Source organism: Microbacterium foliorum (assembly GCF_003367705.1).
Classification (GTDB): domain Bacteria; phylum Actinomycetota; class Actinomycetes; order Actinomycetales; family Microbacteriaceae; genus Microbacterium; species Microbacterium foliorum.
In genome coordinates this window covers 2,105,963-2,123,235 of sequence record NZ_CP031425.1, presented here as the reverse complement: position 1 = coordinate 2,123,235, position 17,273 = coordinate 2,105,963, and the positions used below count along the sequence as shown (strand labels likewise).

At 68.9% G+C, this 17,273-nt stretch carries 18 protein-coding genes and 1 tRNA gene; 10 read left to right on the top strand and 9 right to left on the bottom strand.

The features are described 5' to 3' along the window. Positions 1–85 precede the first annotated feature (85 nt). Both DXT68_RS10000 and DXT68_RS09995 read right to left on the bottom strand, forming a co-directional pair. A complete protein-coding gene (locus tag DXT68_RS10000; protein ID WP_045254635.1) occupies positions 86–691 on the bottom strand; it encodes a hypothetical protein in 606 nt (201 codons plus the stop codon). Between the two features lie 76 nt (positions 692–767). Next, positions 768–1,898, bottom strand: a complete 1,131-nt coding sequence (locus DXT68_RS09995; RefSeq protein ID WP_373372458.1) for an AI-2E family transporter — start codon at positions 1,896–1,898, stop codon at positions 768–770. A 226-nt stretch (positions 1,899–2,124) separates the two neighbouring features. Between DXT68_RS09995 and DXT68_RS17410 the strand changes: the two genes are divergently transcribed. After that, the gene (locus tag DXT68_RS17410) at positions 2,125–2,367 is read left to right on the top strand and encodes a PLDc N-terminal domain-containing protein (RefSeq protein ID WP_052677773.1); all 243 of its coding nucleotides are present in this window, start codon (positions 2,125–2,127) and stop codon (positions 2,365–2,367) included. A 57-nt stretch (positions 2,368–2,424) separates the two neighbouring features. Here the strand turns inward: DXT68_RS17410 and DXT68_RS09985 are convergent, their stop codons facing one another. Together DXT68_RS09985 and DXT68_RS09980 are read right to left on the bottom strand one after the other, a co-directional pair. Then, a complete protein-coding gene (locus DXT68_RS09985; RefSeq protein ID WP_052677772.1) occupies positions 2,425–2,865 on the bottom strand; it encodes a DUF2809 domain-containing protein in 441 nt (146 codons plus the stop codon). A gap of 104 nt (positions 2,866–2,969) precedes the next feature. Beyond that, positions 2,970–3,042 (bottom strand) — tRNA-Ala (locus tag DXT68_RS09980). A 133-nt stretch (positions 3,043–3,175) separates the two neighbouring features. Between DXT68_RS09980 and DXT68_RS09975 the strand changes: the two genes are divergently transcribed. The 5 genes from DXT68_RS09975 (at position 3,176) to DXT68_RS09955 (ending at position 7,557) form a co-directional block, all read left to right on the top strand. Beyond that, the gene (locus tag DXT68_RS09975) at positions 3,176–4,240 is read left to right on the top strand and encodes an NAD(P)-binding domain-containing protein (protein ID WP_045254687.1); all 1,065 of its coding nucleotides are present in this window, start codon (positions 3,176–3,178) and stop codon (positions 4,238–4,240) included. Between the two features lie 61 nt (positions 4,241–4,301). Further along, positions 4,302–5,093 (top strand): hypothetical protein, encoded by a 792-nt coding sequence (locus DXT68_RS09970; RefSeq protein WP_045254634.1) that lies wholly within the window; start codon positions 4,302–4,304, stop codon positions 5,091–5,093. Continuing rightward, entirely contained in the window at positions 5,090–5,617 is a 528-nt protein-coding gene (locus DXT68_RS09965) for a hypothetical protein (protein ID WP_045254633.1), read from the top strand. Before DXT68_RS09970 ends, DXT68_RS09965 begins: the two co-directional genes overlap by 4 nt. 45 nt (positions 5,618–5,662) lie before the next feature. Continuing rightward, a complete protein-coding gene (locus DXT68_RS09960; protein WP_045254632.1) occupies positions 5,663–6,319 on the top strand; it encodes an SDR family oxidoreductase in 657 nt (218 codons plus the stop codon). Between the two features lie 23 nt (positions 6,320–6,342). After that, positions 6,343–7,557, top strand: a complete 1,215-nt coding sequence (locus DXT68_RS09955; protein WP_244268202.1) for a glycoside hydrolase family 3 N-terminal domain-containing protein — start codon at positions 6,343–6,345, stop codon at positions 7,555–7,557. 6 nt (positions 7,558–7,563) lie between these two features. Here the strand turns inward: DXT68_RS09955 and DXT68_RS09950 are convergent, their stop codons facing one another. Genes DXT68_RS09950 through DXT68_RS09940 form a run of 3 tightly spaced genes read right to left on the bottom strand, consistent with a single transcriptional unit; the run spans position 7,564 to position 10,145 of the window. Then, positions 7,564–8,433: a hypothetical protein gene (locus DXT68_RS09950; protein WP_045254685.1), complete on the bottom strand. Its 870-nt coding sequence runs from the start codon at positions 8,431–8,433 to the stop codon at positions 7,564–7,566. A gap of 1 nt (position 8,434) precedes the next feature. Next, positions 8,435–9,460 (bottom strand): App1 family protein phosphatidate phosphatase, encoded by a 1,026-nt coding sequence (locus DXT68_RS09945; protein WP_045254631.1) that lies wholly within the window; start codon positions 9,458–9,460, stop codon positions 8,435–8,437. Positions 9,461–9,464: 4 nt separating this feature from the next. After that, the gene (locus tag DXT68_RS09940; protein ID WP_045254630.1) at positions 9,465–10,145 is read right to left on the bottom strand and encodes a DedA family protein; all 681 of its coding nucleotides are present in this window, start codon (positions 10,143–10,145) and stop codon (positions 9,465–9,467) included. Between the two features lie 41 nt (positions 10,146–10,186). On the opposite strand from DXT68_RS09940, the gene DXT68_RS09935 reads away from it, so the two are divergent. The 3 genes from DXT68_RS09935 to DXT68_RS09925 all read left to right on the top strand — a co-directional run bounded on the left by DXT68_RS09935 (position 10,187) and on the right by DXT68_RS09925 (position 14,843). After that, positions 10,187–11,512, top strand: coding sequence for an anthranilate synthase component I family protein (locus tag DXT68_RS09935; protein ID WP_115760488.1), 1,326 nt, complete (start codon positions 10,187–10,189; stop codon positions 11,510–11,512). Positions 11,513–11,545: 33 nt separating this feature from the next. After that, positions 11,546–14,122 carry a leucine--tRNA ligase gene (leuS, locus tag DXT68_RS09930; RefSeq protein ID WP_045254683.1) on the top strand — a complete coding sequence of 859 codons (2,577 nt, stop codon included), beginning with the start codon at positions 11,546–11,548 and terminating at the stop codon, positions 14,120–14,122. Between the two features lie 121 nt (positions 14,123–14,243). Then, a complete protein-coding gene (locus DXT68_RS09925; RefSeq protein ID WP_045254629.1) occupies positions 14,244–14,843 on the top strand; it encodes a ComEA family DNA-binding protein in 600 nt (199 codons plus the stop codon). Between the two features lie 63 nt (positions 14,844–14,906). Here the strand turns inward: DXT68_RS09925 and DXT68_RS09920 are convergent, their stop codons facing one another. Both DXT68_RS09920 and DXT68_RS09915 read right to left on the bottom strand, forming a co-directional pair. Further along, positions 14,907–15,278 carry a nuclear transport factor 2 family protein gene (locus tag DXT68_RS09920; RefSeq protein WP_045254628.1) on the bottom strand — a complete coding sequence of 124 codons (372 nt, stop codon included), beginning with the start codon at positions 15,276–15,278 and terminating at the stop codon, positions 14,907–14,909. Positions 15,279–15,456: 178 nt separating this feature from the next. After that, positions 15,457–15,672 carry a hypothetical protein gene (locus DXT68_RS09915; protein WP_045254627.1) on the bottom strand — a complete coding sequence of 72 codons (216 nt, stop codon included), beginning with the start codon at positions 15,670–15,672 and terminating at the stop codon, positions 15,457–15,459. A gap of 215 nt (positions 15,673–15,887) precedes the next feature. Between DXT68_RS09915 and DXT68_RS09910 the strand changes: the two genes are divergently transcribed. Further along, the gene (locus DXT68_RS09910) at positions 15,888–17,255 is read left to right on the top strand and encodes a D-alanyl-D-alanine carboxypeptidase family protein (protein ID WP_052677771.1); all 1,368 of its coding nucleotides are present in this window, start codon (positions 15,888–15,890) and stop codon (positions 17,253–17,255) included. The last annotated feature ends 18 nt before the right edge of the window (positions 17,256–17,273 follow it).

The following is a 17,273-nucleotide window of genomic DNA, read 5'->3' as shown; positions in this document are numbered from 1 at the left end:
CGACGTCGTTCCTGCGTGCAGCGCCGTGAGCGCAGGGGCACACGGCGAGGACGCGCGTCGGGGCCGTTGCGGCCGCGCGCGCGGATCAGATCGCAGGGATCGCCGGAGGGGCGCGGCCTCGAAGGGTCGTGAGGTGAACGGGGGCGGACGCGCGCCGGAGAAGGAACTCTCCGCGAGTGCGGACGAACGCGGGAAGAGCGGGACGGACGAGGGCGGCGTCGAGCCGACGCCGCATCCAACGCACGGCCTGCCCGGACAGCGTGCGCAGAGCGAGGATCAGGCGTTCTCCCCTGTGCAGGGCGAGGACGGTCACCAGGGCGGCGATGCCGTGGCCGATCCACATGCTGCCATCGGCGACGACGGCCTCAGAGATGCCGGGCCCTGCGGGGATCACCACCGGCCCGCCGTGCACGTGGGGCGCAGAGACACCCGACGGGGTGACGGTGCCGAGCACGAACAGCACGTGGAAGAGGAACTGGCTCAGCACGACCGACAGGCTCATGCGGGCCAAGGAGAGACGGCGTCCCGCGAGCAGGACGCAGATCATCACGGAGAGCAGCCAGGGCACGACGATTCCCAGAGGTCCGGGCATAGCCCCGCCGCCGGTGAGGTGACCGGCGAGAGCGGTGAAGATCGCGAGCGACGACGCAGCGAAGCCGCGGACGACGGCGGGCTTCCTGGACTCGGTCACCCGTCAAGTCTGGCACGAGTCGGGAGAGACTCCGAGCAGCCGTGTCGCGACCGGCGGCGGCCGGTCGCGACACGGCTCAGACCTCTTCGGGGCGCTTCTTGCGGAACGGCTTGGCGGGCGTGTTCTCGCCGTCCCACACCGTGATGATGCCCCACGCGACCGCGGCGATCGGCACCGAGAGGACGGCGCCGACGATTCCCCCGAGGATCGTGCCGGTGGTCAGAGCGAGGAGGATGACGAGGGCGTGCAGCTTGAGCGACCGCGCCATCACGACCGGCTGCAGGAAGTTGCCCTCGAGCTGGTTGACCAGCACCACGATGCCGATGACGATGAGCGCAGCCAGTGGGCCGTGTGTGACGAGGGCGACCAGTGCCGCGAGAATGCCGGCCGCCGTCGCTCCCACGAGCGGGATGAAGGCCGTGAGGAACACGATCACGGCGAGCGGGAGCGCGAGCGGGATCTGGAGGATCGCGAGCCCGATCCCGATGCCGAGGGCGTCCGCCGCAGCGACGATCGAGGTCCCGCGGATGTAGCCGCCGAACACGTCGACGGTCTTGTCGCCGATGCGACGGGCACGCTCGTAGCTGGCACCCGTGAACGGGCGAAGCAGGAACTCCCAGATGCGCGGACCGTCTTTGAGGAAGAAGAACAGCACGACGATCATCAGGGCGAGCCCGGTGAAGAAGCTCGCGGTCGCGGAGACGCCGGCGAGCGCCCCGCGTCCGAAGGAGGCGCTGGTGAGGAAGTCACCGGCACCGGCCCACACGTCGTCGAGGTCGATCGACGCGAAATCGAAGGGGAGCGTGTTCAGCCATGACGTGACCTGGGCGATGCCGTCGCTGGCGGAATCGACGAGGTCGTCCCACTGGGAGCGCACGGTGAGCACGATCACCCAGACGACGCCGCCCAGCACCACGATGATGCCGATCAGCGCGATCCAGGTCGCGAGGATGGAGGGGACGCCGCGCCGGCGCATGAAGGCGACCAGCGGATGGATCGCACACGCGAGGATCAGGGCGATGGTCACCGGAATGAAGACCAGCGACAACTGCGTGATGACCAGCACGCCGACCGCGACGAGTGCGAGCACGGCGAGCGTCTGCAGACTCCTCGTCGCTGCGAGGCCGAAACCGCGCGACCAGAGCCCGGGTTCGGGGCGGGGCACCGCGCTGTCGATCATCGTCTCAGCGCGTCGGAAGAGTCCCAGCACCCGTAGCCTCCAGTTGTCGAAGAGCCGTCGAGGAGATCAAGGACGGCCTCGCCTTTCTATCCAGGACGACCGCAGATAGCAAGTCCCTGGCGCAGGGAACAGGACTTGGGGAACGGTTCCGGTAGCGTTCTCAGCGATGGCTGGCGATAACACCGAGATCTGACCCCGAGCGGGCCCGCTTCAGCGTGAGTCATGCCCGAGCAGCCCGAGCCTACGGAGAATCATGAACCCGCTCATTCCGACACTCACTGACGGGCTCGTCATGGCCGCCCTGGTGGCCGGTTTTGCCCTGGCCATCTTCGCGTTCGTGTCGCTCATTCGGACCAGGGGTCTCTCAGCACTCCAGGTCCTCCTGTGGTCTTTCGCAATCCTTGTGGTTCCCTTCTTGGGCCCGGGCGCGTGGTTCCTCGTCGAAGCTCGCGACTCGGAGTCTCGTTCCCGCCGACGCGGGGCCGTTCAGGACTAGCGGTATCAGGGGACGCATCAGGGCAGGGAGACCTGACGGCCCGAGGCTCTGTGCATCTCACGGAGCCGTCTCTGTGGGGCGGGAACTCGCTCCGTAGCCAGCGCGCCAGAGCACCGTGTCGTAGCCGGCCGCAGCGGCCGAGCCCACTGCGTACGCGACCAGGTCGAGCGGGTCGAACCCCACTCCGAGGACCAGCCGAATGGGCCAGAAGGCATCCGCCCAGGTCGTTGGCATTCCCGTCAGCTGGAACAGTTCGATGGCCGCGCAGATGGCGAACGCGACGGCGGCGATGGCCGTGACCTTCGTTCGCGGAAACGCGATCGCGAAGATGAGGTAGATGAGCGCGGCGTACAGCGCGTCGCCAGCCAGACCGCCCCACCACGTCCCGCCGGCCTGCACAAACACGACAAGCCCCGCAACGACGACCAAGAGAACATCCACCAGAAGGCGCGGGCGACGGGAACGAGTGTCGATCGTCCGCGCCTCACCCGAGTTCATCTCCTCACCTTAGGTCAGTAGACGAGGCGTGCCGGAAGCGTCGGCGCCGCTGCGAAACCGTTGAAGAACACAAAAAAACCCGCGATTTCTCGCGGGTTTCGTTGTGGACCTGGGGGGACTCGAACCCCCGACCCCCTGCATGCCATGCAGGTGCGCTACCAGCTGCGCCACAGGCCCAGAACTGCTTCCGAACTGCTCGAAGCAACTTGAACAGAGTACTACACGGATCGCGCGCAGCACCAATCGGGCGGCGCCGCCCGGGCGCGTCATGATGCGGAACACTCCGGGCCTCGCGGGCGTTGACATCACCGTGAGCATCCTGGACAGTCTCGTGATCGGCGCCGGTCAAGCCGGACTCTCGTCATCCTTCCATCTGACCCGTCTGGGGCTCTCGCACGTGGTGCTCGATTCGGACGCCGAGCCGGGCGGTGCATGGCGTCACCGGTGGGATGCGTTGACGATGCGGGACGTGCACGGCGTGGCCGAGCTGCCGGGTGACACACCCCCTCCGCGTGACGGCCAGCGCGCGAACATCGCGGTGCCGGCATACTTCGCCGCCTACGAGCGCGCGCATCGACTCCCCGTCGTTCGGCCGGTGCGGGTGGATCGTGTCGAGGACGACGACGGCATCCTCCGGGTGCGTGCGGGGGAGCGCGAGTGGCGCACACGTACCCTGGTGAACGCGACGGGCACCTGGACGCATCCGTTCATCCCGCACTATCCCTGCATGGAGACCTTCGTCGGGGAGCAGCTGCACACGGTCGACTATCCGGGCCCGCAGCATTTCATCGGCAAGCGGGTGCTGGTGGTCGGCGGCGGCGCGTCGGCCGTGCAGTTCCTCGGGGCGCTTGCCCCGCTCACAGACACGCTCTGGGCGACCCGTCGCGAGCCCGTGTGGCGCGATGACGACTTCACCCCTGAAGCCGGGGCGGCCGCGGTCGCACTCGTCGAGCAGCGGGTGGCGCAGGGCCTTCCCCCGCAGAGCGTGGTCAGCGTGACGGGTCTGATGCTGCGCCCGCAGGAGCGCGAGGCGGAGCGCCTCGGTGCCTACGCCGCGCGTCTGCCGATGTTCCAGAGCATCGAGCCCGATGGCGTGCGGTGGGCTGACGGGTCGTTCGAGCGCGTCGACGTGATCCTGTGGGCGACCGGCTTCCGTCCCGCGATCTCTCATCTCGCACCACTGCATCTGCGCAGTGCGGCCGGCGGCATCCAGCTCGATCGACATGGCCGTGGCACCACCGCGGTGCGGGACCCTCGGATCCAGCTCGTCGGCTACGGCCCCTCGGCGAGCACCATCGGGGCGAACCGCGCGGGCCGCTCGGCGGCGACGGGCGTGCAGCGCGCGTTGGCTGCGGCACCCGTCCGCACCGTGTGAGTCGGCGCGATCTCGCCCGTCCGCACCGTGTGAGTCGATGCTCGGTCGCTACGCTGGTGGCATGATCCGCATCATCCTCCTGGTCATTTGGCTGCTGCTGTCGGTGTGGCTCGTGATCTGGACCGGCGAGGGGCTGTTCGGGGTCGATCAGCGGAACTCGATCCTCCCGTTCTCCGGAGAGGACACGCTGGGTGGGCCGATCATCATCGGAGTCGCCTGGGGATTGCTCCTCACCCTCGGCGGCTCGATGTCGGGCCTCGGTCGCCGCAAGCGTGTCCGCGGTGAGTCGCAGATCGGCGTGGGCAGCATCGTCGAGATCTCCCGCACCGGCCTCACCGTCAACGACGTCCCGCAATACGACCTCTTCATCCGAGTCGCACCGAAGACGGGCGACGACTTCATCGGACAGCTGCGGATGCTGGTCGAGAACACCGACCTCTCATCGCTCCAGGTCGGTCAACCGATCCCCGTGCGGTACAGCGTCACGGATCAGGATGCGGTCGAACTCGCCGACATCACGGACCCGTCGGTGCGTGACGCGCTGCTGCAGTGGAGGATCGATCGCGGCCTCATCGATCCCCGTCAGGTGAAGGCGCGGACGACCGGCATCCAGGTGCCGGCCTCCGTCCTGTCCGTGCGCCCGACAGGGAGGCGCAGAGAGGGGCAGAGCGAGCTCGAGCTGAAGGTGCTCATGGCCCCCGAAGGCGCTTCGACGTGGGAGGCCGACACCACGGTGTTCGCGTACCCCGAGGCGATCTCGCGGTTCCAGGTCGGCTCACCGATCTGGGCCTTCTACCGGCGCGAGGATCCGAAGACCGTGGCCGTGACGATCGAGAAGGAGGCCGGACGATGAACATCCTCGACACACTCATCTGGCTGATCGACTTCCCCGCGTCGCACGGGTACGCGATGGTGTTCATCGCGGGCTTCTCGATCCTCGGACTGTTCGCCATGTCCGCGGGCGGTGCAGCGCCCGGAGCGTCGCTGCGGCGCGTCCGAGAGCGCGAAGGGCTGCTCCACGGCCACATCGCCACGCGTGGGAGGGCGGTGGGCGCTGTGCGCCGCCTCGTGTTCCGGGTGCTCGCCGTCGTCATGCTGGCGAACCTCGTGATCGGCATCCTCAGCCTCACGGGGGTGCCGATCACGCGCGCCTACATCCACGAGCACGGTCAGCCGACGACCGGCACCGTCGACGGCGACTGGGTGACGTTCACGACCCCGAGCGGGGTGGAGTACACGATCGAGAGCAACTTCTTCACCCCGGCCGTGTACCCGGATCGCGATGCCTACCTGCCCTCCGGCGAGCCTGTCGTGGTCCGCTACCTCCCTGGGCACCCGCAGGCCTTCGTCATCGACAGCTCGCAGGGTCCTCGCTGAGCGCACCCCCGAGCCGGTGTCGGCAGAGGCGCGTAGGGTGAAAGCATGTCGCGAATCATCGTCTTCGGCGGCCACGGCCGCATCGCACTCCTGCTCGCCCCTCTTCTCGTCGCCCGCGGCGATGAGGTCACATCCGTGATCCGCAACCCCGATCACGTCGAGGAGGTCGAGCAGACGGGCGCTCGCGCTCTCGTCGCCGACGTCGAGACCCTCGACACCGCGGCGCTCTCCGACATCATCCGCGGGCACGACGCCGTCGTCTGGTCAGCGGGCGCCGGCGGAGGATCCGCAGAGCGCACGTACGCCGTCGACCGCGATGCGGCGATCCGCACCATGGACGCCGCAGGCGAGGCCGATGTCGCGCGCTACGTCATGGTGTCGTGGATCGGCTCGAAGGCCGACCACGGAGTGCCGGAGGACGACGGGTTCTTCGCCTACGCCGACGCGAAGTGGGCGGCGGACGAGCATCTGCGCGGCACCGCCCTCGAGGGCACGATCCTCGGACCGGGCACCCTCACCTTCGATGCGCCGACCGGTCGTATCGTTCTCGATCCCGAGGGGCACGGCGAGGTGTCGCGGGCAGACGTCGCGGCGGTGATCGCCGAGGTCGTCGGCAACCCGTCTACCATCGGCCGCACGATCCGCTTCGGCAACGGCCCGGCCGACGCGGCGCTGCCGATCGCCGACGCGCTCCACGCCTGAGCGCGGTGCCGCGACGGCGGGCCGTGGCCGTCGCCACGGCCGTGATCATGGGACTGTGCCTGTCGGCGTCGGCCCACGGGGCTGTCGTCGGCGAGGGCGTCCCGACGCGCACTCCTCCGAACAACGAGGGTCTGACGGCCGTGGGCCCGAGGTCTGACGCGCCGGCGGACGAGGCGGGGCTGGGGCCGCAGCACCGAGCCGCCGCGCTCGTCGAGCAGATGTCGATCGAAGAGCAGGCCGCGAGCATCGTGATGGGACACATCCCGACCACGGACACAGCCGCTCTGCGGCAGTACATGGCACAGGGGCTCGGCGGCTTCATCCTGATGGGCGCGAACATCCCCGGCGACGGCGCAGCGCTCACGACCATCACCGATGCGCTCACGGTCGATCCCGAGCTGCCGCCTCTCGTCGCCGTCGATCAGGAGGGCGGGATCGTCTCCCGTCTGCCCGGCGACACCTACCCGGCCTCGACGACGCTCAAGACGTCTCCCGCCGCCGAGACGTCGGCGGCCTTCTCTGCGCGCGCCGCACTCGTCGCCGATGCCGGGATCTCGGTCGACTTCGGCACGGTCGCCGATGTCACCGCCGACCCCGGGTCGTTCATCTTCGGACGCGCGCTGGGGACGGACCCGCAGTCAGCGGCTGATCGCGTCGCGGCAGCGACCACGGCGCAGGAGGCGCTCATCGCGTCGACGCTGAAGCATTTTCCCGGACACGGTGCCGCGCCGGGCGACTCGCATCACGCGATCCCCGAGACCGCGAAGACTCTCGAGGAGTGGCGGGAGAGCGATGCGGTCCCCTTCGTCGCGGGGGTGGATGCGGGCGCATCCGTGCTGATGTTCGGGCACCTCGCGTACACGGCGGTCGATCCGGCCCCCGCCTCGCTGTCGCCGCGGTGGCACGAGATCGCTCGCGAGGAGCTCGGCTTCGACGGCGTCATCGTCACCGACGATCTCGGGATGCTGCAATCCTCGGGCATCCCCGAATACGCCGACCCGGTGGCGAACGCCGTCACCGCGGTCTCCGCCGGGACGGACCTGGTCTTGATGATCGCCGGATCCACCGCCGAGACCGCGGGGCAGATCACCGCAGGACTCAGCGCGGCCGTCGACGCGGGCACGCTGCCGGAAGACCGCCTCGCGGAGGCCGCCACGAGGGTGATGACCCTGCGGTTGCAGTCGACCGCGGCGAGCGCCGAGTGGGCGCTGTGCCCCGACTGCGAGCCCGCCGGCTGAGACCGCTCAGAGGTGCGCGGCGACGGGCGTGCCGAGCCAGGCATCGAGCAGGTCGGCACGCAGCCGCGTTCCCCGCTCGGCGAAGCCGCGCTGCTGGCGGACGTACTCGGCCTTGCCCTCGGCGGTCTCGATCGGCACCGGGACGACGTCCCATGCCGACAGGTCGTAGGGCGCGGCCTGCATGTCGAGGAGCCTGATGTCCCTCGCCAGCTCGAAGGCGTCGAGCAGGAGCTCACCCGGCACGAGGGGGCCCAGCTTCAGCGCCCACTTGTACAGATCCATGCCGGCGTGCAGGCATCCGGGCTGCTCGAACAGTGACTGGTCGTCGCGGGTCAGAGGCGAGCGATTGCGGGGCACGGCCTCAGGGGTGAAGAACCGGAAGGCGTCGAAGTGCGTGCAGCGGAGATCATGCGCCTCGACGACGCGATCGGTTCCGGCCTGGCCGAGACGCAGAGCGACGGCGTGCCGGTGCTCGTCTGCGCGGTACACCATCGCCCACTCGTGCAGTCCGAAGCAGCCGAACTGCCCCGGGCGTGAGGCGGTGCGGCGCAGCATCCGCTCGATGAGTCCCGCCAGGTCGGACTTCTCGTGGGCGAAGAGCGCCGCGTCGGGCGTCACACCATCGGGCGTGGATCCCGCGGTGTACCAGCGCCAGGATCGGCGTTCGGGAGCGTCCTCGAGCTCGACGCCGGCGCCCGGATGCCAGCGGCGCAGCTGCGCCGGCTTGTAGCTGTAATAGGTGAAGAGGAAGTCCCAGACCGGATGCTTCTCGCGCCGCGACGCGCGCTCGCGGTGTGCGGCGGTGAGCGCGTCCGCCCGGGCCTGATGCTCGTGCTCGCGCTCCAGCCAGACGTGGCGGGGGAGGGAGGTGCTCATGTCAGCGGAGGATGCCGGCTTCGCCCAGCAGGTCGCGGAGTCCTGCGCCGTCTTCGGCACTGACCCAGGGAGCGACGTCCTCGGAGTGCGGCTCTCGACCTGCTCGACCACCGGCGAGCACGGCCTCGGCCGGCAGCAGTCGGCGGATCGCGACGCCGGCGACCGAGGTGGGGTGCTCCTCCATGAACTCGGAGTAGATCGCCTCGTCGTGCTGACCGTCGTCTCCGATGAGCAGCCACTTCACGTGGGGGAACTCCGTGGCGAGTCGACGGAGGTTGGTGAGCTTGTGCTCGCGGCCGCTGCGGAACCACCGGTCGTGCGTGGGCCCCCAGTCGGTGAGGAGCATGGATCCGGAGGGGAACAGGTGGCGACCGAGGAAGCGTCGCAACGTCGGAGCCACGTTCCAGGCGCCCGTGGAGAGGTAGACCATCGGAGCGCCGGGGTGCTCGCGCAGCACCTGGTCGAGGAGCACCGCCATACCGGGGACGGGGAGGCGTGCGTGCTCGTCGACGACGAACGAGTTCCAGGCCGCGATAAAAGGACGGGGGAGAGCTGTCACCATGACCGTGTCATCGACATCCGACACCACACCGAAGTGCGTGGACGCCGCGACGATGAACGCAGTCGCCTCGACCGGATCCCCGCCCTCCACCGAGAAGGTGAAGTTCTGCCATCCGGGGTCGAGATCCGCGTGGACGACCGAGTCGATCACACCGCCCCGATCCGCGACGACGTCGTGATCGGTGTCCCCGATCCGCACGGTGACCTTCGCGAAACTGACCGGGATGCCGACGAAGCTGCGCCACCCGCGCACACTCGCCAGCTCGCCGTCCTTGGTGCTGCGGGCGGGAGGCACGATGAGCACGCGACCCACGACACGCACCCATCCGGGTCCGCCGTAGCCGGGGAACGGGAGGATGGTCGCGGTACGACCCCGGCGGCGCGCTCGTTTTTCCCGCCATACGTGGAGGCGGTGTTCGAGACGCGCGAACCAGTGGATCCGGGGCGTCGGGGGTGACGAAGCCATTGCTTCAGTCTTTCACGTCGGTCGCCTCGTCCGCGCCCGCCGCATCGGAGATGTCGAGGTGACGGGCTTCGAGACGCGACAGCACCTTCTTGCCGATGAACACCGCGAGGAGGAACAGGGCGATGATCCCCACGAAGATGTACCCCGCGTAGTGCACGCGGTCCGCGAGTTCATCGAAGCTTCCCGCCGCGAGAGACGTGATGCTCACGTACGCGGTCGCCCACAGCAGGCAGGCGGGGGCCGTCCATGCGAGGAAGCGGCGGTAGGAGTAGTGGCTCATGCCCACGGTGAGGGGGACCAGTGAATGCAGCACGGGAAGGAAGCGCGACAGGAATATGGCGATGCCGCCCCGTCGCGCCAGATAGCGTTCGGCGCGCACCCAGTTCTCCTCGCCGACGCGCCGGCCCACCCAGGAGGCGCGGATGTGCGGACCGATCCATCGACCGAGCCAGAAGCCGATGCTCTCGCCGATCAGCGCACCGATCACCACCGCGAGGACCATCGCGACGCCCTGAGGGACCGTGGTGATACCGATGGATGCGACGAGGACCACCGTGTCGCCGGGGAAGATCAGACCGATCAGCACGCTCGTCTCGAGGAGCACGGCGACGCCGGCGATCAGTGTGCGGGCGATCGGATCGATCGACCTCATGAAGTCGATCAACCACGGTACGAGCTCGTCCACTCCTCGAGAGTACGGGAGTCGCCGCGGCCTAGGCTGAGAACGTGCCCGAACGTCTGAGCGCCCGCATCCTCTCCGCCGAGGTCGAGCCCCTCGCACTCTTCCTCGCGCTCGAAGCGCGATGGGCCGACCTGTTCTGGCTCGACGCGGGCGCCGACGCCGTCGAGGGGTGGAGCTTCATCGGAACGGGGGAGCGAGGTGAGTTCCCCGCCGGTGTTCCCCTCGCCGGCGGGCGCGTCACGGACCCCGATCATCCGCCGCTGCGCGGAGGCTGGGTCGGCTGGCAGGACTACGAGACCGGTGCTCGCGCCGCCGGTGCTCCGGTGTCCGGCGAGGCCGACGAGGCCGACGGCGCGTGGCTGCAGGTGACCCGTCTCGTCGCCCTCGACCACAGGACCGGCCGCACCTGGGTCTCCGCGCCCCGGAGTGATCTCGCCGAGTGGGTGGACGAAGTCGCCCGAATCGCGGGCAGCGGATCGCCCGTGTCGCAGGCCGCACCGCTTCCCGACACCTCCACGATCGCCGATGCACGGCACACTCCCGAGGAGTACGCAGTGCTGATCGAGCGCTGCCGCGATCTCATCCGACAGGGCATCGCCTACCAGCTCTGCCTCACGACGCGCTTCACCGTCGAGGGCGCACACGACGCGGCATCCGCGTACCGTCGACTCCGCTCGGCGACCCCCGCGCACCACGGCGGGTTCGTGCGCATCGGGGGGCGGACGCTGCTCAGTGCGAGCCCCGAGCAGTTCCTGCACGCCGAGGGCGGAGTGATCCGCACCCGGCCGATCAAGGGCACCAGGCCGCGCGGTCAGGACGCTGAGTCCGATGCCGCGCTCGCCGCAGAACTCGCCGTCGACGCGAAGGAGCGCGCCGAGAACGTGATGATCGTCGATCTGATGCGCAATGACCTCTCGCGTGTGTGCGTACCAGGGTCGATCCGTGTCGAGGCGCTGTGGCAGGTCGAGACGTACCCGGCCGTGCACCAGCTGGTCAGCACGGTCAGCGGCACGGCCGCCGACGGGGCGACGGTCGGAGATCTCTTCACGGCCGCCTTTCCGGCCGGCAGCATGACGGGGGCGCCGAAGCTGTCGGCGATGACGCGTCTGCACGACCTCGAGGCCGGGCCGCGCGGTGTCTATGCGGGGTGCTTCGGATACATCGGCGACGACGGCGGACTCGACCTGGCGATGGTCATCCGCAGCATCGTCATCGACGGCGATCGCGCCGTGGTCGGAGCCGGCGGCGGGATCACCTGGGGATCCGTCGCCGCCAGGGAGGTCGCGGAGGTGGCGACCAAAGCCCGCGCACCCCTTGCTGCTCTCGGTACGGAAACGCCCGCGGCCTGGGCTTCCGATATCCTGAGCTGATCCCCTTTTCCCATCAGATTGGTCGTGCGTTCGTTGTCTGAGAACCTGTCCACCTCTCCCGTCGACGAGGAGACCTCCTCGGCGCACGCTATCCAGGCCAAGTGGCAGAAGTACTGGGCGGAGAACGAGACGTTCCTCACCGGCGGCGACGACGACACGCGGCCGCGCCGCTACGTGCTGGCGATGTTCCCGTACCCGTCCGGCGACCTGCACATGGGGCACGCCGAGAACTACCTGTACTCCGACATCGTGGCCCGGTTCTGGCGTCACCGCGGGCACAACGTCCTCAACCCCATCGGGTGGGACTCCTTCGGTCTGCCTGCCGAGAACGCGGCGATCCGCCAGGGGGCGGACCCGCGTGAGTGGACGTACCAGAACATCGCCCAGCAGAAGCAGGCGTTCCGGAACTACGGTGTCTCGTTCGACTGGTCCCGCGTGCTGCACACCTCGGATCCCGAGTACTACCGCTGGAACCAGTGGCTGTTCCTGAAGCTGCACGAGCGCGGCCTCGCCTACCGCAAGAAGAGCGCCGTGAACTGGTGCCCGAACGACCAGACCGTGCTGGCGAACGAGCAGGTCGTCGACGGGCGCTGCGATCGCTGCGGTGCGGAGGTCGTGAAGAAGAAGCTGACGCAGTGGTACTTCAAGATCACCGATTACGCCGACCGACTGCTCGACGACCTGAACCAGCTCGAGGGGTTCTGGCCGCACAAGGTGCTGCAGATGCAGCGCAACTGGATCGGGCGCTCCATCGGCGCTGACGTCGACTTCCGCATCGAGGGACGCGACGAGCCCGTCACCGTGTTCTCCACGCGCCCCGACACGCTGCACGGAGCGACGTTCTTCGTGGTCGCCCCCGACTCCGATCTGGCGAGCGAGATCGCGGCCGATGCGCCCGACGAGGTGCGCGCCCGCTTCCAGAAGTACCTCGCCGACGTGCAGAAGACCACCGACGTCGACCGGCAGGCGACCGATCGCCCCAAGACCGGCGTGTTCCTGGAGCGCTACGCCATCAACCCGGTCAACGGCGAGAAGCTGCCGGTCTGGGCGGCCGACTACGTGCTGGCCGACTACGGCCACGGCGCGGTGATGGCCGTGCCTGCTCACGATCAGCGCGACCTCGACTTCGCCCGCGCCTTCGATCTGCCCGTCAAGGTCGTCGTGGACACCACGGCCCCCATCACCGGTGCGATGCCGGTCATCGAGGTCGACGAAGAGGGCGTGCCGATCGACACCGGCGCGGCGCTCGACGAGCAGAACCCGGCATCCACCGGCATCGCCCTCACGGGCGAGGGGCGGATGATCAACTCCGGCGCGCTCAACGGCCTCTCGAAGCGCAACGCGATCGCCCGTGCGATCGAGCAGCTGGAGTCCACCGGCACGGGTCGTGCCGCGAAGAACTACCGTCTGCGCGACTGGCTGATCTCGCGTCAGCGTTTCTGGGGCACGCCCATCCCGATGCTGCACGCCGAGGACGGTCGGATCATCCCGGTTCCCGAAGACCAGCTGCCGGTGAAGCTGCCCAGCGTCGAGGGTCTCGACCTGAAGCCGAAGGGGTCGTCGCCGCTGGGTGCGGCGGAGAGCTGGGTGCGCACGGTCGACGCCGAGAGCGGCGACCCGGTGCTGCGCGATCCCGACACCATGGACACGTTCGTCGACAGCTCGTGGTACTTCCTGCGCTTCCTCTCGCCGAACAGCGAGACCGTGGCGTTCGACCCGAAGCAGGCGGCTCGCTGGTCGCCGGTCGACTCCTACATCGGCGGCGTCGAGCACGCCATCCTGCACCTGCTCTACGCGCGCTTCATCACCAAGGTGCTGTTCGACATGGGCCTGATCGACTTCACAGAGCCGTTCTCGAACCTCATCAACCAGGGCATGGTCCTGCTCGACGGCGCGAAGATGTCGAAGAGCAAGGGCAACCTGGTGCTGTTCGAGGAGGAGCTCGACGCCTATGGCGCCGATGCGCTGCGTGTCGGTCTCGCGTTCGCAGGCCCGGTGGAGGACGACAAGGACTGGGCAGACGTCTCGACCACGGGTGCTCAGAAGTTCCTGGCACGCGCGCTGCGCATCGCCAACGAGGTCGCGAGCCCGGTCGATGTGGTCTTCGCCGGCGGCGACGCCGCCCTGCGACGCGCCACGCACAAGCTGCTCTCCGAAGCCCCGGCGCTCGTCGAGCAGACCAAGTTCAACGTGCTCGTCGCGCGTCTGATGGAGCTCGCGAACATCACCCGCAAGACCATCGACGGTGCGGCAGGCGCGGCCGATCCGGCGGTCCGCGAAGCGGCGGAGACCCTTGCGGTGATGCTCGACCTCATCGCCCCGCACACGGCGGAGGAGATGTGGGAGATCCTCGGGCACGAGCCCTCGGTGGGCCTCGTCGCCTGGCGCTCGGCCGACCCCGCGCTCCTCGTCGAGGACACGGTGACGGCGGTCGTGCAGGTGGGTGGCAAGGTGCGTGCGCAGCTCGAGGTGCCGGCCCGTATCGGCGAGGCGGACCTCGAAGCGCTCGCCCGTGCGGACGAGCGCGTGATCCGCTCGATCGGCGATCGGGAGATCGTCAAGGTCGTCGTGCGCGCGCCCAAGATCGTCAGCATCGTCGTCAAGGGCTGACCAGCCACACGCGTTCTTCCTCAGGGCTCTCGCTCTGCACATCCGGCCGCTCTCCGTGGGTTCCTCACGCAGAGCGGCCGGATGCGTCAGGGGTGACCGCCCGCGCCCCTAGCGTTGCGGAATGCCAGATCCGCCCGCCGCGTCGCCCCGTCCCCGGGTGCTCCGCCTGAGTGTGGGCGCCGCGATCGTCGTCGCGCTCGTCGTGCTCTCCGTCGCGGTGGGGCTCGGGCTGATGCGGGGGCAGGCGCCTCCGACCGAATCGGTGCCGCTGGCGACGGATGCCGCGATCGACGCCGGTTCCTCGGGCGAGCTGTACGTCCATGTGCTCGGCGCCGTGGAGGTTCCCGGACTCTACGTGCTCGATGTCGATTCGCGTCTCGTCGACGCGATCGCCGCGGCAGGAGGAACGACCGACGCCGCCGACCTGGCGGCGGTGAATCTTGCCAGGGTGCTCTCCGACGGGGAGCAGATCGTCGTTCCGGCCATCGGTGCGACGGGGGCTGAGCCGGGCGCGACAGGCCCTGATGACGGTCTCGTCGATCTGAACGCTGCCGATCAGGCCGCGTTGGAGACACTGCCGCGGATCGGCCCCGCGCTGGCCGAACGAATCATCGCCTGGCGGGAGGACAACGGCCGATTCCAGTCCGTCGACGACCTGCTCGCCGTACCCGGCATCGGTGAGAAGCTCCTCGCGGGCATTCGAGACGGGGTGAGGGTGTGATGTGCGAACCGCCGCCGAGCGCTCGGCGACGGGGGCGGCGAGCGCTCGGCGGGCGGCGGGGGCCTAGAGGGTGGATTCCAGGTGCCACACCTTCGCGACGATCTGCCACCCGTGCGGTCCATCGACGAAAGAGAGCTGATCCACGAAGATGCTGTCGATCACCCGCAGTCGCACGTGCACGACTGCTGCGGCATCCGAGAGCCAGTCGATCGAGAGCACCTCCTCCTCGCGCGCCTGGCCGATCGACGCCGGAGATGCCCGGTTCTCGACGACGTGCCGCCAGGCGGGATACGGATCGACCGTCACCACACCCTCATCGACATCGAACAGCGAACTCGCGGGGTGGAACACCTGGTCGAGAAGCGTGACATCGCAGTTGTAGATGCCGCGGAAGTAGACGTCCACGGCGTGATCGAGTTCTTCGGATCGGCGCATTTTCCGATCATGGCATCGGAGCCGGCGGCGCGAGTGCCTGCGGTCGACCTCTGGCAGATTTCGCCGCGATCTTGTCCGTCAGACGTGCGTCGACGCGCCATTCTCAGGTCAGAACGCCGTGAGCCATCGGCAACTCCTGCGTCGAGGCGACAGAGCGGTTGCGGGCGTCTGATGGTCTTTAGCGAGGAAGGCTGCCGGGGCCGTGGATGGTGCCCGTCGCGGGGTCGACCCAGTTGCCGGATCCTGTCATCCGGTGCCAGCGCTTGTGGAATGCGAGATCGGTGTCTTCCGCGTCGATGACGGTCGCACCGCACAGGTCGCAGATGCGCAGGATGACGGTGTCGCCTGTCGTGGTCGTGACAGAGATCGAGCCGGACGGGAATGCGATGCCCATCGTGTTCCTCCTCGGTTCGCAACCCGCCGTGCGGCCGGGTTTCGCGATAGCCACCAGAGTAGGGGATGGGGCACGGCGTCGTCGTCACCCGTCATCGCCCGCCGTGCGTCGGGTTTTGTCCCCCGAACGGCCGATACCGGAGGCCGCGCGGATGCGCGATGATGGCCTTTTCGGACGATTGCGAGCGACAGGTGGGGCGCGATGAGGGGCTCTCTATGACGGCACGTGATCAGCCGGTGGATGATCTGTCCGACTTCGCGGACCTCATGACGCACGAGCAGGAGTTCGCCGGGGATCCGATCGATCCCGGCGTTCGCCGGGGACGCCGCCGGCGAGGGCTCATCGTCACCGCCGTCTGCCTGGTGCTGTTGCTGGCCGTCACCGGCGGTTACGTCGGGTGGGCGCTCACGGCGCCGGTGGGTGCCACCTCGGTGTCGACCCGATTCCCCCCAATTCCCGTCAGTGATCCGGTCGCTCCCGTCACATCGACCGCTGCCGCGTCGGCGATCAGCGTCGCCGGCGCTGACGCCTATCTCGGCGAGACGGCAAGCGGGACCTGGGCGGCGACGGGGACGGGGGAGCCGCTTCCGATCGCGAGCATCACCAAGCTCATCACCGCTCTCGTCATCCTCGAGAAGGTGCCGCTCGCCGATGCGTACGATCCGGGGCCGACCATCACGTTCGACAAGGCCGACCACGACCTCTACGACGCGTACTACGTGCAGGGCGCGACGATCGCCCCCATGCCGACGGGTACGTCGATGTCGCTGCACGACGCCCTGGCCGTCATGCTCGTGCCCTCCGCGAGCAACTACGCCGAGGCGCTGTCATCACGGATCTTCGGATCGCAGGCCGCGTTCCTCGGCGCCACCCGAGACTGGCTCGCGACCCACGGGCTCACCGGGACGACGGTCACGGAACCGACGGGCATCAGTCCGAGCAACACGAGCACTCCTGCCGACCTGCTGTCCATCGCGAAGATCGCCGCGGCACATCCGGTGATCGCGCGGATCGTCGCGAAACCGTCGGTCTCGGTCCCCGGCGGCGGTCAGCTCGTCAACACCAACGCCCTCCTCGGCACCGCCGGAATCACGGGGCTGAAGACGGGGAACCTCGGCGAGGGCAGGCACAACCTGCTCTACACGGCGACCCTGGATGTCGGCGCGGTCGATCCGCTCGAGGTCACCGGCGTCATCCTGGGGGAGTTGTCACGAGCCTCGCTGAACGCCGCCGTGATCGCGGCACTCGACGGCATCCGCTCCGGATTTCACGACGTGTTCGTCGCGGAGGAGGGCCAGGAGGTGGGATCCCTGTCGACCCCCTGGGGGTCGACCGCAACGCTCGTCCTGGGCGAGGGTGCGTCGATCCTCACCTGGTCGGACACGCCCATCGAGATGACGACCGATATCGGTCGCCCCGTCACGTACCGCGACGGAGAGGTCGTGGGCACCATCACCTGGACGGCCGGCCCCAACACCGTCACCGCTCCCGTGGTGATCAAGGGCCGCATCGACCCGCCCACCGAGTGGTGGCGGCTCACACATCCGTTCGAGCTCGGCTCCTCGACGGGTGCGGGGGAGTGAGCTCGCTGCACCAGAGTG